Origin of the sequence: Micromonospora sp. WMMC250, from assembly GCF_027460215.1 — a bacterium.
Classification (GTDB): domain Bacteria; phylum Actinomycetota; class Actinomycetes; order Mycobacteriales; family Micromonosporaceae; genus Micromonospora; species Micromonospora taraxaci.
This window is the reverse complement of the sequence record NZ_JAPZBJ010000002.1, coordinates 503,213-519,070: the sequence shown is the minus strand read 5'-3', so window position 1 is coordinate 519,070 and position 15,858 is coordinate 503,213. Positions and strand designations below refer to the sequence as shown.

The 15,858-nt window shown below is 73.8% G+C and carries 2 protein-coding genes and 1 pseudogene; all 3 read right to left on the bottom strand.

Annotation, left to right across the window (positions count from 1 at the left end):
* Window positions 1-12: 12 nt before the first annotated feature.
* Entirely contained in the window at window positions 13-9,294 is a 9,282-nt protein-coding gene (locus O3438_RS02200; protein ID WP_442929695.1) for a type I polyketide synthase, read from the bottom strand.
* 33 nt (window positions 9,295-9,327) lie between these two features.
* Window positions 9,328-9,405: pseudogene (locus tag O3438_RS34280) on the bottom strand (polyketide synthase docking domain-containing protein); the annotation flags it as partial.
* A 33-nt stretch (window positions 9,406-9,438) separates the two neighbouring features.
* On the bottom strand, window positions 9,439-15,810 hold the full coding sequence (locus tag O3438_RS02195) for a type I polyketide synthase (protein ID WP_442929694.1): 6,372 nt from the start codon (window positions 15,808-15,810) through the stop codon (window positions 9,439-9,441).
* Window positions 15,811-15,858 lie beyond the last annotated feature (48 nt).

Sequence of the window (15,858 nt, the reverse complement as noted above, 5' to 3'; positions counted from 1 at the left end):
CAGCGCTCGGTGTCAGGACACCGAGAGTTGCGTGTCGATGAAGTCGAAGATCTCGTCGGCGCTGGCCGACTGGAGCTTCTCGGTGACGGTGTCGCCGGTGTGTTCGGTGGTGCCGTGCACGTCGGCCAGGAGTGCCTGCAGTCGGGCGGTGAGCTGGGCCCGCGCGCCCTTGTCGAGGGTTCGTCCGGAGATCAGACCGGCGAGGCGGTCCACCTCGGCCAGCAGCGGCAGCTCGGTGTCCGAGTCACCGACGATCCGGCCGACCAGGTGGGTGGTGAGGGCCCGGGCGGTGGGGTGGTCGAAGGCCAGGGTCGCCGGCAGTTTCACCCCGGTCGCGACGCTGATCTGGTTGCGGAGCTGCACCGCCGTCAGCGAGTCGAAGCCGAGTTCCTTGAACGCCCGGTCCGGCTCGACGGCGGTGCTGTCCGGGTGGCCGAGCACCGCTGCCGCCTGGGCACGGACCAGGTCGAGCAGGACGGCGTCCCGTTCGGCCGGGTCGAGCCCGTCGATGCGACGCAGCCACGGCGCGGTCGACGGGTCGCCGGTGCCGGCGGCCAGCGCGGCGCGTACCGCGGGCAGGTCGGTAACCAGACGTGGCGGGCCGGCCGGGTGCTGCTCGGCGAAGCGGTCCCAGCCGATGTCGGCCAGCACGATCCGGGTGTCGCCGTGGTCGAGGGCCTGCCCCAGCGCGGTCAGGGCGGACGAGGTGGGCAACGGGGTGATCGCGGGATCGCCGGCGGCCTCGCTGCCCGCCCAGTCGCCCCAGGCGATCGAGGTGGCGGGCAGACCCGCGGCGACGCGCCGGGCGGCCAGGGCGTCCAGGTACGCGTTCGTGGCGGCGTACGCGCCCTGCCCGGTGCTGCCGAGCGTCCCCGCGAGCGCCGAGAACAGCACGAACGCGGTCAGGTCGTGATCGCGGGTCAGCTCGTGCAGGTGGCGGGCGCCGGTTGCCCGGCCGGCGGCGACGGCGGCCAGACGGTCACCGGTGAGCCCGGTCAGCAGGCCGGAGTCGCGGGTACCGGCGAGGTGGAACACGGCGGTCAGGTCGTCGATGCCGTCGACCAGCGCGCGCAGGGCGTCGCGGTCGGCGACGTCGCAGGCGGCGATGGTCACCCGTGCGCCGAGCTGTTCCAACTCGGTACGCAGCTCACCGGCACCGGGAGCGTCCGGACCGCGACGACTGGTGAGCACCAGGTGCTCGGCGCCCCGTCCGGCCAGCCAGCGCGCCACGTGTGCGCCGATCGTGCCGGTGCCGCCGGTGACCAGTGTGGCGCCGGTGGGCGACCAGCCGGTCGTCGGCGTCGCGACGGTGGGCGGGGCCGGCCGCAGGCGGCGGGCGACCGCGCCGGCGGACCGGATCGCCACCTGGTTATCGCCGGTCGAACCCGGCTCGCCGCGCAGGGTGACGGCGAGCCGGGTTCCGGCCACCGGGTCGAGGGTGTCGGGCAGATCGATCAGCCCGCCGAAGCGCTGCGGGTCCTCGGCCTCGAGTACGGGTCCAAGGCCCCAGAGCATCGCCTGGGCCGGGTGCGGCACGTCCTCGCCGGGGGCGACGGCAACCGCCCCACGGGTGACGCACCACAGTTTCGCCGGGGAACCGATGTCGCCGAGCGTCTGCAGCAGCGTCAGCGTGGCGGTCGTCCCGGTGGTGATCTGCGGGTTCTCTCGATCCGGACGTTGGTCGAGCGCGAGCAACGACAGGACACCGGCGATCGGGATGTCGATGTCGGAGAGCCGGTTCAGGAGCCCGGCCAGCTCGCTGCGCTCGGTGGTGGCCGGTGCGATCTCCAGGACCTCGGCGCCGTGGTCACGCAGGGCGGCGGCGCAGTCGGTGGCGATCCGGTGCTGGTCGGTGGTGTCGGGTACGACGAGCAGCCAGGTGCCGTCGAGCCGGGGCGGGGTGCCGGCGTCCGGGATCGGGGTCCAGCCGACGGTGTAGCGCCAGGTGTCGGTGGTGCCCCTCTCCCGGCGGGTACGCCGCCAGGTGGCCAGCGCGGGCAGCAGGTCCCCGCCGTCGCCGGTGATGCCCAGCGGGGTCAGGTCGCCGTCCTCGACGGCCTGCCAGAACTGACTGTCGACCGGGTCGGTTGCGGCCGTCGCCCCGCCACCGGTGGGCCAGTAGCGCTGGTGCTGGAACGGGTAGGTGGGCAGGTCGACGACCCGGGTGGCCGGGATGACGGTGCTCCAGTCGACCGGCGCGCCGCGTACCCAGGCCTCGGCCAGGGCTCGCTCGACCTGGTCGGTGCCGCCCGCGTCGCGGCGCAGGGTGCCGACGGTGGCCGCGTCGACGGTGTCGGCGATCGCGCCGGTGAGCACCGGGTGGGCGCTGACCTCGACGAAGATCCGGTGCCCGGCGGCGTACGCGGCCTCGACGGCCTGGTCCAGGCGGACCGGCTGGCGCAGGTTGCGGTACCAGTAGGCGGCGTCCATGACCCCGCCGTCCTGCACTGTGGAGAAGATCGGCACCGCGCCGGGCAGCGGCCGCACACCGTCGAGCAGGTCTGCCAGTTCGGCCTCGACCGGCTCGACGAGTGCGCAGTGCGAGGCGTAGTCCACCTTGACCCGCCTGGCCCGTACGCCGGCCACCTCCGCGACGGCCAGGAACACGTCCAGGTCGGCGGGGGCACCCGCGACGACCACGCTGGTCGGGCCGTTCACGACCGCGACCGTCACACCGTCGGTGAGCAGCGGGGTGACCACGTCCAGACCGGCGTTGACCGAGACCATGCCGCCCGTGCCGGCGACCGCCAGCAGGGCCTTGCTGCGCAGCGCGACCACCTTGGCGGCGTCGCCGAGCGAGAGGACACCGGCGACGCAGGCCGCCGCGATCTCGCCCTGCGAGTGGCCGATCACCGCGTCCGGGGTGACGCCCCTGGCCTTCCACACCTCGGCCAACGCGACGTGCACCGCCCACAACACCGGCTGCACCACGTCCACGCGCTCCAACGGGTCGTCGGAGCGCAGCACGTCCAGGAGGTTCCAGTCCACGAACGGCGCGAGCGCCGCCGCGCACTCGGCGATCCGGGCGGCGAACACCGGTTCGGCGTCGAGCAGCCCGACCGCCATGCCGACCCACTGCGAGCCCTGGCCGGGGAAGACGAAGACGACAGGCGCGTCGGGGTACGCCGAGCCGGTGATCACCGAGCTCGACGGCAGACCGTCGACGAGCGCGTTCAGGCCGCTGCGGTGCTCCGGGCCGAGGACCACGGCCCGCTGGCTGAACGCCGAGCGGGTAGCGGCCAGCGAGTAGGCCACCTCGCCGGCCGGGGCGTCCAGCGCGACGAGCTGCCGTGCCTGGTCGGCGACCGCCGTGGCGGTGCGCCCGGCCAGCAGCCACGGCACGTCCGGCGTCGTCGCGGTGACCTCGTCGGCGGCGACCGCCGGCGCTTCCTCGATGATCACGTGGGCGTTGGTGCCGGAGACCCCGAACGACGAGACACCGGCCCGGCGCGGGCGCTCGCCCGCACGCCACGACCGCGGCTCGGTGAGCAGCTCCACCGCGCCGTCGGACCAGTCCACCTGCGGGGTCGGCTCGTCCACGTGCAGCGTGCGCGGCAGGGTCTCGTGCCGCAGCGCCTCGACCATCTTGATGATCCCGGCGACCCCGGCGGCGGCCTGGGTGTGCCCGATGTTGGACTTGACCGACCCGAGCCACAACGGCTGGTCGGCGGGACGGTCCTGGCCGTAGGTGGCGAGCAGCGCCTGCGCCTCGATCGGGTCGCCGAGTCGGGTTCCGGTGCCGTGCGCCTCGACCACGTCGACATCCGCGGCGGACAATCCGGAACTGGCCAGAGCCGCCCGGATGACGCGTTGTTGGGAAGGCCCGTTCGGCGCGGTCAGACCATTCGATGCGCCGTCCTGATTGACAGCGGAACCGCGTACCACGGCGAGGACGCGGTGACCGTTTCGGCGAGCATCGGAAAGCCTCTCCACGAGCAGCATTCCGACGCCCTCGGAGAATCCGGTGCCGTCGGCCGCCCCGGCGAAGGCCTTGCAGCGGCCGTCCTCGGCCAGGCCCCGCTGACGGGAGAAACCGACGAACAACGACGGGGTGGCCATCACCGTCACGCCGCCGGCCAGTGCGAGGTCGCACTCGCCGCTGCGCAGGGCCTGCGCCGCCAGGTGCAGCGCCACCAGGGACGACGAGCAGGCCGTGTCGACGGTGACCGCCGGCCCCTCCAGACCCAGCACGTAGGACACCCGGCCGGACAGGACCGCCCCGGCGTTGCCGGTGGCCAGGTATCCCTCCAGGCCGTCGGAGGCGCCGAACAGCACGGCGGAGTAGTCGGAACCGTTGGTGCCCGCGAAGACGCCCGTACGCGAACCGGCGAGCCCCGCCGGGTCGATTCCGGCGCGCTCGACGGCCTCCCAGGAGGCTTCCAACAACAACCGCTGCTGAGGATCCATCGCTAATGCCTCACGCGGATTGACACCAAAGAATTCGGCATCGAACTCACCTACGTCGTAGAGAAACCCGCCGGTCCGGGTGTATGTGGTCCCAGCGTTGTCGGGATCGGGATCGAACAACACCCCTAAATCCCAGCCCCGATCCGCAGGGAAAACACCCATGCCGTCACCGTCGGCGGCGACCAGCCGCCACAGGTCCTCCGGGGAGCCGACGCCACCCGGGTAGCGGCAGCTCATGCCGACGATGGCGATCGGCTCGTCCGCCGCCACGGCGGTCGTCGGGGCCGCGGCGGCCGGCCCGGTGTCGGTGTCCAGCAGCTGCTCGCGCAGACGGGCGCTGAGGGCGTGCGGGGACGGGTGGTCGAAGACCATGGTGGCCGGCAGACGCAGACCGGTGGCGCGGGCCAACCGGTTACGCAGCTCGACGCCGGTGACCGAGTCGAAGCCGAGTTCCTGGAAGGTACGGCGTGGTTCGACCGCGTCGGGCGACGGGTAGCTGAGCACCGCGGCCACCTGGGCGCGGACCAGGTCGAGCAACGTGCGCCGCTGGTCCGCCTCGGACTGGCCGGCGAGCTGCCGGGCGTAGGTGTTGGCGGGTGTCGCGGTAGGGTCGCCGGCCTCGGTCGTCGCGGCGCGCGAGCGCAGCTCCCGCACCTCGGGCACCGCGTCGAGCAGTGGGGCCGCGCGGGTCGCGGTGAAGGCGACGAAGTACCGGTCCCAGGCGATGTCGGCGATGGCCAGGTACGTCTCGTCGTGGTCGACGGCACCGCGCAGCGCCTCGATGGCGAGGGCCGGTGCCATGCCGGGCATGCCGTGCCGGTCCAGCAGGTCACCGAAGCGCCCGTCGGCCAACCCGCCACCGTCCCAGGCGCCCCAGGCCACCGAGAGGGCGTGCCGTCCGGCCGCCCGGCGTTGCTGGGCGAGCGCGTCGAGGTAGGCGTTCGCGGGGGCGTAGTTGCCGACGCCGGAGCTGGCCAGGGTGCCGGCCACCGAGGAGCAGAGCATGAAGACGGCCAGGTCCAGGTCGCGGGTCAACTCGTCCAGGTTGGCCGCCGCGGTCATCTTGGCGTGCAGGGCCCGGGACATCCGGTCGACGTCGAGGGCGTCGACGACGGTGTCGTCGATAGCGGCGGCGGTGTGCACCACGGCGGTCAACGGGTGCGCGGCGGGCACGTCGGCGAGGACCGCGGCCAGGGCGTCCCGGTCGCCGGCGTCGCAGGCCACCACGGAGACCGTGGTGCCCAGCGCGGTGAGGTCGGCGGTGAGGTCGGCGGCTCCCGGGGCGTCCGGTCCGCGACGGCTGAGCAGCAGCAGGTGCCCGACTCCGGAGCGGGCCAGCCAGCGGGCGATGTGTCCGCCGAGCGCGCCGGTGCCGCCGGTGATGAGGACGGTGCCCTCGGGGTTCCAGCGGCGGGTCGGGGCGGTCCCGGCGAGCGGCGCGCGGACCAGCCGGCGGCCGAAGACGCCGCTGCTGCGCACTGCCACCTGGTCCTCGCCGGTGGCGCCGGAGATAACCGTGGCGAGCAGGCCACGGGTGCGCTCGTCCAGCTCGCCGGGCAGGTCGACGAGCCCACCCCACCGGTCCGGGTGCTCCAGCGCGGCGACCCGCCCGAAGCCCCAGACCAACGCCTGGGCCGGGTTGGTGACCGGGTCGGTACGACCGACCGACACCGCGCCCGAGGTGGCGCACCACAGCGGCGCACCGAGGTCGGCGATCCCGAGCGCCTGGGTGAGCGCGACGGTGGCGGCGAAGCCGGCCGGCACGTCCGGGTGCTCCGGCAGCGGTTGTTCGTCGAGGGCGAGCAGGGACAGGATGCCGCCGGGTTGGGCGCCACGCAGGGTGTCGGCCAGCGAGTCCCGGTCGGCGGTGCGGGTGTCGACCTCGACGGCGATCACCCCGGCGGCGTGCCGGCCGAGGGTGTCGAGGGCGGCGGTGACCCGGTCGTCGCCGCGTCGCCCGGTCGGGACCAGGACCAGCCAGGTGCCGGCGGGGGTGCCGTCCGCGCCGCCCGGGTGCGGACGCCACGCGATGTGGTACCGCCACGAGTCGACAGTCGCCTGGTCGCGACTACCCCGGTGCCACGAGGTGAGGCTGGGCAGGATCGGCTCGACCACGTCGTCGGCGACGCCGAGGGTGGCGGTGAGCGCGCCCACGTCGGCGCGGTCCACAGCCGACCAGAAGCCGGCTTCGGCCGGGGTGCCACCGCCGGTGCCGGCGCCCGGGTCGGCCGCGCCGAACTCCACCTCCAGCCAGTAGCGCTGGTGCTGGAACGGGTAGGTGGGCAGGGCGACGGTACGCGCGCTGGGGAACACCGCCGACCAGTCCAGCCGGACGCCGTGCACGTGGGCCTCGGCCAGTGACCGGGTGAAGCGGGCCAGCCCGCCCTCGTCCCGGCGCAGGCTGCCGATGACGGCGGCCTCGTCCGCGCCGCCGAGCAGTTCGGTGAGCCCGCCGGTCAGCACGGGGTGCGGGCTGCACTCCACGAAGACGTGGTGCCCGTCGGCCCGCAGGCGTTCCACCGTCTCCGCGAAGAGGACCTGTTGGCGCAGGTTGCGGAACCAGTAGTCGCCGTCCAGCGTGCTGGTGTCGAGCGGCTCGCCGGTGACGGTGGAGTAGAACGGGATGTCCGCCGGGCCGGGGCCCAGCCCGTCCAGTGCGGTGAGCACGGCGTCACGGATCCGCTCGACGTGGGCGGAGTGCGAGGCGTAGTCCACATTGATCCGCCGGGCCCGTACGCCGTCGCGCTCGCACTCGGCGAGCAGCTCGTCCAGGGCGTCCGCGTCGCCGGCCACCACGACCGAGGCCGGGCCGTTGACGGCGGCGACGCTGATCCGCCCGACGTAGGTCTCCAGCCGTCGCCGCACCGCGTCGGCGGGTGCCGCGACCGAGACCATGCCGCCCAGCCCGGACAACGCCGACAGGGCCTGGCTGCGCAGCGCGACGACCTTCGCGCCGTCCTCCAGGGACAGCGCTCCGGCGACGACGGCGGCGGCGATCTCACCCTGCGAGTGGCCGACGACCGCCGCCGGGACGACACCGTACGAGCGCCACAGCTCGGCGAGCGCGACCATGACCGCCCAGAGCGCGGGCTGCACCACGTCGACCCGCTTCAACACCTCCGGGTCGGTGGAGCGCAGCACGTCGAGCAGGGACCATTCGGTGTACGGCCGCAGGGCCGCCGCGCACTGCTCGATCCGGGCGGCGAACACCGGCGCGGTCTCCATCAGCTCGGCTGCCATGCCGACCCACTGGGAGCCCTGACCGGGGAAGACGAGCACCGCGCCGGCGGTCTCACCACGGCAGGCGTACGCGTCGGCGGCGTCCGGCCCCTGCGCGGCGAGCGTGTCCAGGCGCTCACGTAGGCCGGCCAGGTCCCGGCCGACCAGCACGGCCCGATGTTCCAGGGCCGCCCGGGTGGTGGCCAGGGAGAAGCCCACGTCGGCGGGGTCGACGGATCCCACGGCGTCCAGATGGGCAGCGAGCCGGCTGGCCTGCTCCCGCATCGCCGCCTCGGTACGCCCGGACAGCACCCACGGCAGCGCCCCGCCGGCCGCCGCCGGGGTCACCGGCTCGGACGACAGGGCCGGGGTCACCGGCTCGGACGACGGGGCCGGAGCCTCTTCCAGGATCACGTGGGCGTTGGTGCCGCTGACCCCGAACGCCGACACGCCGCCGCGACGGGGCAGGCCGGTGTCCGGCCAGGGCAGGCGTTCGGTGGCCAGCGCGACGGTGCCGGCCGACCAGTCGACCTGGCCGGTGGGCTCGTCGACGTGCAGGGTGGGCGGGACCACCCCGTGCTGGATGGCCAGTGCCATCTTCATGATGCCGGCGATGCCGGAGGCGGCCTGGGTGTGGCCGATGTTCGACTTGACCGAGCCGATCAGCAGCGGCCGTTCGGCGGCCCGCTGCTTGCCGTACGTGGCGATCAGGGCCTGCGCCTCGATCGGGTCGCCGAGGGTGGTGCCGGTGCCGTGGGTCTCGACCACGTCGACCTGGGCGGCGGTCAGCTTCGCGTCGGTGAGCGCCTGGCGGATCATGCGCTGTTGGGCCGGGCCGTTCGGGGCGGTGAGGCCGTTGGACGCGCCGTCCTGGTTGAGGGCGCTGCCGCGTACCACGGCGATGATCGGGTGGCCCAGGCGCTGCGCGTCGGAGAGCCGCTCCAGGAGCACCAGGCCGACGCCCTCGGCCCAGCCGGTGCCGTCGGCGGACGCGGCGAACGCCTTGCAGCGGCCGTCGCGGGCCAGGCCACGCTGCCGGCTGAACTCGACGAACGGGGTCGGCGTCGACATGATCGCGACACCGCCGGCGAGGGCCAGGGAACACTCGTCGCGGCGCAGCGACTGCGCCGCCAGGTGGACGGCGACCAGCGACGACGAGCAGGCGGTGTCGATCGTGACGGCCGGCCCCTCCAACCCGAGGGAGTACGCGATCCGCCCGGACACCACGCTCGTCGAGCTACCGGTCAGCAGCTGTCCCTCGATGGCGTCCGGTGCGCTCATCAGCACCCGTGCGCTGTAGTCCTGCATGGTGACGCCGGCGTAGACGCCGGTGCTGGTGCCGCGCAGCGACAGCGGGTCGATGCCGGCGCGTTCGAAGGTCTCCCACGCCGATTCGAGCAGCAGTCGCTGCTGCGGGTCCATGGTGAGGGCCTCGCGTGGCGAGATCCCGAAGAACGCGGCGTCGAACTCGCCGACCGCGTCGATGAACCCGCCGTGCTTGGTGTACGTGGTGCCCCGGTGTTCCGGGTCGGGGTCGTAGAGCTCCTCCACGTTCCAGCCCCGGTCGGCCGGGAACTCGGTGATGCCGTCCCGGCCGTCCGCGAGCATCCGCCACAGCTCTTCCGGGCTGTTCACACCGCCCGGGAAGCGGCAGCTCATCGCGACGATCGCGATCGGCTCCTGGTCGCGTGACTCGACGGCCTGCAGCTGACGCTTGGTGCGCCGCAGATCAGCGGTGACCTTCTTGAGGTAGTCGAGAAGCTGCTGCTCATCGGCCATCGTTCGGCCCTCCCCTAGGACGGAAGTGGTGGATCACGGAAAGTCGAGTTCGTTGTCGATCAGGTCGAAGATGTCCTCGGCCGAGGCGTCGTCGAGGTCGGCGTCGTCGGACGTGGTCGCGGTGGGCACGGCCGCTGCCGGTTCCACGGCGGCGAGCAGTTCCCGAAGCCGGGAGGCGATGCCGGTGCCGGCCAGCGCCTCGGCGTCCAGTGCCGAGATCGCGCCGGTCAGCCGGTCGAAGGCGACGTGCACCGCGTTCCCGTCCGGCTCGGATCCGGTGGTGAGTTCCTTGCCGAGGTGCTCGGCGAGCGCCTGGGCGTTGGGGTAGTCGAAGACGAGCGTGGCGGGCAGCCGCAGCCCGGTCGCGCCGTTGAGCCGGTTGCGCAGCTCGACGGCGGTCAGCGAGTCGAAGCCGAGTTCCTTGAACGCGCGGGTGGCCTCGATCGGCTCCGAGGCGGGCCGGCCGAGGACCACTGTGGCGTGGCCGCGTACCAGATCGAGCAGGATCCGCTGCTGGTCCGCCGCGCCGAGCCCGGCCAGCCGCCGGCCGAGGTCGTCGCCGGTCTCGGTGGCGGTGGCCGCCGCCCGGCGGGCCGGTGCGCGCACCAGGCCGCGCAGCAGCGGCACCACCGCGCCGCCCTGCCCCCGCAGGATCCCGGTGTCGATGTTCGCGGGGACCAGGATCGCCTCGTCGTGGCGCAGTGCCGCGTCCAGGAGGGCGAGTCCCTGCTCGGCGGTGAGTGGGGCCATGCCACCGCGGGCCATCCGGGCGTGATCGGTCGCGTCCAGGTGACCGGTCATCCCACTGGCGTCGGCCCACAGGCCCCAGGCCAGCGCCACGGCGGGTAGCCCCTGGTCGCGCCGGTGCTGGGCGAGGGCGTCGAGGAACGTGTTGGCCGCCGCGTAGTTCGCCTGGCCGGCGCCGCCGAAGGTCCCGGCGCCGGCGGAGAAGAGCACGAACTCGGCGACCGGCGCGGCTTGGGTCAGTTCGTGCAGGTGCCAGGCCGCGTCCACCTTGGGCCGCATCACCTCGTCCAGGCGTTCCGGTGTCAGCGAGCCGACCACGCCGTCGGCGAGGACGCCTGCCGCGTGCACCACAGTGCTGAGCGGGTGCTCGGCCGGGATGCCGGCGAGCAGTGCGGCCAGGGCCTCCCGGTCGGCGGTGTCGCAGGCGACGACGCGGGCCTGCGCGCCGAGGTCGGCGAGTTCCGCGCACAGGTCGGCGGCGCCGGGTGCCTGCGGGCCGCGCCGGCTGGTGAGCAGCAGGTGACGGCGACCCTGCCGGGCGAAGTGCCGGGCCAGCAGCGCGCCGAGCGTGCCGGTGCCACCGGTGATGAGGACGGTGCCCTCCGGGTCCGGCCGGGGCGGCAGGGTCAGGGCGATCTTGCCGATGTGCCGGGCCTGGCTGAGGAAGCGGAACGCCTCCGGCGCGCGGCGCAGGTCCCAGGTGCGCAGCGGCATCGGGCGAAGGTGCCCGGCCGCGAAGAGGACCATCAGTTCGGTCCAGATGTCGCGGATCCGGTCGCCGCCGGCCTCGATCAGGTCGAACGCCTGGTAGCCGACGCCGGGGTGCTGCGCGGCCACGGTGTCGGCGTGGCGGATGTCGGTCTTGCCCATCTCGACGAACCGTCCGCCCCTGGGCAGCAGCCGTAGCGACGCGTCGACGAACTCACCGGCCAGGGAGTCCAGGACCACGTCCACGCCGCGCCCACCGGTCGCGCCGAGGATGCGCTGCTCGAAGTCGAGGCTGCGCGACGAGGCGATCCGGTCGTCGGTGAAGCCGTCGGCGCGCAGCACGTCCCACTTGGCGGGGCTGGCGGTGCCGAACACGTCGGCGCCGAAGTGCCGGGCGAGCTGGACCGCTGCCATGCCGACGCCGCCGGTCGCGGCGTGCACCAGCACCGACTGCCCGGCACGGAGGTGGCCGGCGTCGACCAGACCGTAGTACGCGGTGAGGAAGGCGACCGGCACCGTCGCGGCGACCGGGTACGACCAGTCGTCGGGCACCTTGGCGATCATGCGGTGGTCGGTGACGCCGATGGGTGCCATCGAGCCGGAGAAGAGACCCATGACCCGGTCGCCGACGGCGAAGCCGCGCACACCCGGTCCCACCTCGACGATCTCACCGGCCGCCTCGTTGCCGAGAACCTGCTGGTCGGGGACCATGCCGAGGGTCAGCACCACGTCCCGGAAGTTCAGGCCGCTGGCGTGGATGCGGACGCGGACGTGTCCGTCCGGCAGGTCCCAGCCGATCTCCGGGCAGGGCAGCAGTTCCAGGTTGTCGAAGGTGCCGCGCTCCCGTACGTCGAGGCGCCACGGCTCGTCCCCGCTCGGCAGGACCAGGGCCGGAGTGGTCGCGGCGCGGGCCAGGCGCAGCGCGTACGCGGTGCCGCCGCGCACCGCCACCTGTGGTTCCCCGGTGCCGGTCGCGGCCACCAGTGCGGCCGCCGAGGCGGCGTCGCCGTCCAGGTCGGCCAGTTGGAGGCGGTCCGGGTTCTCCGCCTGGGCGGCGCGGACCAGACCCCAGAGGGGTGCGTGGACCAGGTCCTCGATCGGGTCCTCGGCACCTGTCGAGACGGCGCGGCGGGTCACCACCACGAGCCGGGCGTCCGGTCCGGTGAGCCAGTCCTGGAGCAGACCGAGGAAGGAGTGGGTAGCGGCGGTCGCGGCCGTGGCGACGGCACCCGCGGTGTCGCCCGGGCCGAACGGAGCGACGACCAGGTCGGGGCGTCGGCTCGGGTCGCCGGCGAGATCGGCGTACGCCACGACGTCGTGTCCGGCCTCGGCGAGGGCTGCGGACACCCCGATCTCGTCGACGCCGAGGACAGCGACGAGGGCGGGAGCACCGGCGGCGGGAACTGTCAGCGGGGTCCAGTCCAGGCGGAACAGGGAGGTGCGGGCGGGGTCGTCGGCCGTCTCCAGGGCGCCGGCGGCGATCGGGCGCAGCACGAGCGAGGCGATCGACAGGACGGGGCTGCCGCTCTGGTCGGCGGCGAGCACCGACACCGTGTCCGGGCCCTGCGGTCGCAGCCGGACGCGCAGCATCTCCGCACCGGTGGCGAGCAGGTCGACGTCGGTCCAGGAGAACGGCAGCAGGCCGCTCTGTTCGGCGCCGGCCGGTTCGAGGGCCAGCCCGATCGGGTGCAGTGCCGCGTCGAGCAGCGCCGGGTGCAGGCCGTACGTGTCGGCGTCGGTTCCTCGGGGCAGGGCGACCTCGGCGTACACGTCGTCGCCGGAGCGCCAGATCGCCCGCAGCCCCTGGAAGGCCGGGCCGTAGCCGTAGCCTCGGGCTTCCAGGTCCGGGTAGAAGCCGTCCACCGCGACGGCCTGCGCGCCGGCCGGTGGCCAGACCGGGAGCGGTTCGGGTGCGTCCGGTCGGGCGGTGCTGAGCAGACCGGTGGCGTGTCGGGTCCACTGTTGTTCGGCGTCGGCGGTGTCCGGCCGGGCGTAGAGGGTGAACGCGCGGTCCGGCCCGTTTCCGGGGGCGTCGACCACGGCCTGCAACGCCAGACCGGTCTGGTCGGGGACGATGAGTGGCCGTTCCAGGGTGAGGTCGGCGACTGTCGGGCAGCCGAGTTGGTCGCCGATCCGGATGGCCAGGTCGAGCAGGGCGGTGCCGGGGACCACCAGGCGGCCGGAGACGCGGTGGTCGGCGAGCCACGGGTGGGTGGTGAGCGAGAGCCGCCCGGCGACGATCGTGCCGTCGGCGCCGGCGAGCCCGAGGGCCGCGCCGAGGACCGGGTGGGTGACGGGGGCCAGGCCGAAAGCGGAGGCGTCGCCGTGTGCCCGGGTGCTGGGGCGCGGCCAGAAGCGTTGGCGCTGGAAGGGGTAGGTGGGCAATTCCACTGTCGGTGCTGCCGGGATGACTGTGGTCCAGTCGACGGGTGCGCCCTGCACCCACGCCTCGGCCAGGGCCCGCACGATCTGACCGGTGCCACCCTCACCCCGGCGCAGCGTCCCCACCGTCGCGACATCCACGGCGTCAGCGATCGCCCCGGTCAACACCGGATGCGCGCTGACCTCCACGAAGATCCGATGCCCCGCCGTGTATGCGGCCTGCACCGCCAGGTCCAGGCGCACCGGTTGGCGCAGGTTGCGGTACCAGTAAGCGGCATCCATGACACCGCCGCCCTCGACAGTGGAGAACACCGGCACCGCGCCGGCCATGGGCTGCACCCCGTCGAGAAGACGGGCCAACTCCGCCTCCACCGGCTCGACCAACGGGCAGTGCGACGCGTAGTCCACCTTCACCCGCCTGGCCCGCACCCCCGCCGCCTCAGCGGCGGCCAGGAACGGCTCCAGGTCGGCCCCGGCCACCACGACACTGGTCGGACCGTTGACCACGGCGACGCTGACATCCTCGGTCAACAGGGGGGTGACCACGTCCAGACCGGCGCTGACCGACACCATCCCGCCACTACCGGACAGGGCCAGCAGCGCCTGGCTCCTCAGGGCGACGACCTTCGCCGCGTCGCTGAGCGACAACACCCCGGCGACACAGGCCGCCGCGATCTCCCCCTGCGAATGGCCGATCACCGCGTCGGGGACTACACCCTTGGACCGCCACACCTCCGCCAGGGACACGTGCACGGCCCAGAGGACCGGCTGCACCACATCCACCCGCTCCAACGGGTCATCCGAACGCAACACCTCCAGGAGGTTCCAGTCCACGAACGGGGCAAGCGCCGCCGCACACTCGGCGATCCGCGCCGCGAACACCGGCTCGGACTCCAGCAACTCCGCTGCCATCCCCACCCACTGCGAACCCTGGCCGGGGAACACGAACACCACGCCCGCGTCCGGGTGGGCCGAGCCGGCTACGACAGCGCTCGACGGCAAACCGTCTCGGAGGGCGGCCAGTCCGGTTCGGTGATCGGGGCCGAGCACGACGGCGCGGTGGTCGAAGACGGCGCGCGACGAGAGCGACGACGCCACCGACGAGGCGTCCGCGTCCACGTCCGACAACCTGTCGGCCTGGTCGGCGACCGCCGCCGCGGTGCGGCCCGACAACAACCAGGGCGCACCGGGATCCGTCGCGACCGACTCGGCCGCCGGTGCTGCCGGCGGCTCCTCGATGATCACGTGCGCGTTGGTGCCGGACATGCCGAACGACGACACCCCGGCCCGACGGGGGCGCTCCCCCGCCGGCCACGGCCGGGCGTCGGTGAGCAGCTCCACCGCACCGGTCGACCAGTCCACGTCCGGCGTCGGCTCGTCCACGTGCAGGGTGCGCGGCATCGTCTCGTGCCGCATGGCATGGACGACCTTGATGATCCCGGCGACACCGGCGGCGGCCTGCGCGTGGCCCATGTTCGACTTGATCGAGCCGAGCCACAGTGGCTGGTCGGCGGGGCGCTCCTGGCCGTAGGTGGCGAGCAGTGCCTGCGCCTCGATCGGGTCGCCGAGGGTGGTGCCGGTGCCGTGCGCCTCCACCAGGTCGACCTCGGCAGTGGAGAGTCCGGCGGCGGCGAGCGCCTGGAGGATCACGCGTTCCTGGGCGGGGCCGTTGGGGGCGGTGAGTCCGTTCGAGGCGCCGTCGGAGTTGACGGCGGTTCCGCGTACCACGGCGAGCACCCGGTGGCCGTTGCGGACGGCGTCGGAGAGGCGCTCCACCAGCAGCATCCCCGCGCCCTCGGCCCAGCCGGTTCCGTCGGCCGCGGCGGCGAACGCCTTGCACCGGCCGTCACCGGCGAGGCCGCCCTGCCGGGAGAACTCGACGAACGTGCCGGGGGTGGCCATGACGACGGCACCGCCGGCCAGCGCGAGGGAACACTCACCGCGCCGCAGCGCCTGTGCGGCGAGGTGCAACGCGACGAGCGACGACGAGCAGGCCGTGTCGACGGTGACCGCCGGCCCTTCCAGACCCAGCGCGTAGGCGACCCGTCCGGACGCCACGCTGGCCGCGTTGCCGGTGGCCAGGTAGCCGTCGAGGCCGTCGTCGGCCGCGCCCATCAGCAGCGTCGAGTAGTCGTGCGAGTTGGTGCCCGCGAACACACCGGTACGCGACCCGGACAGCGATGCGGGGTCGATGCCGGCGCGTTCGATCGCCTCCCACGACACCTCCAGCAGGAGCCGCTGTTGCGGGTCCATGGCCAGGGCCTCACGGGGGCTGATCCCGAAGAACGCGGCGTCGAAGTCGGCGACACCGTCGATGAAGCCACCCTGCGCGGTGTGCGAGGAGCCGCGATCGTCCGGGTCGCCGGCCAGGGCGGCGAGGTCCCAGCCTCGGTCGTCGGGCAGCCCGGAGACCACGTCGGCGCCGTCGGCGACGATGCGCCACAGGTCCGCCGGGGTGGTGATCCCGCCCGGGTAGCGGCAGGCCATTCCGACGATCGCGATCGGCTCGCGGTCCGCGGCTTCGAGGTCGCGCACCTGGTCGCGGGTGCGCTGCAACTCGTTGATCACCTTTTTGAGGGATTCGCGCAGGCGTAGTTCGTCCGCCATCAGAACGCT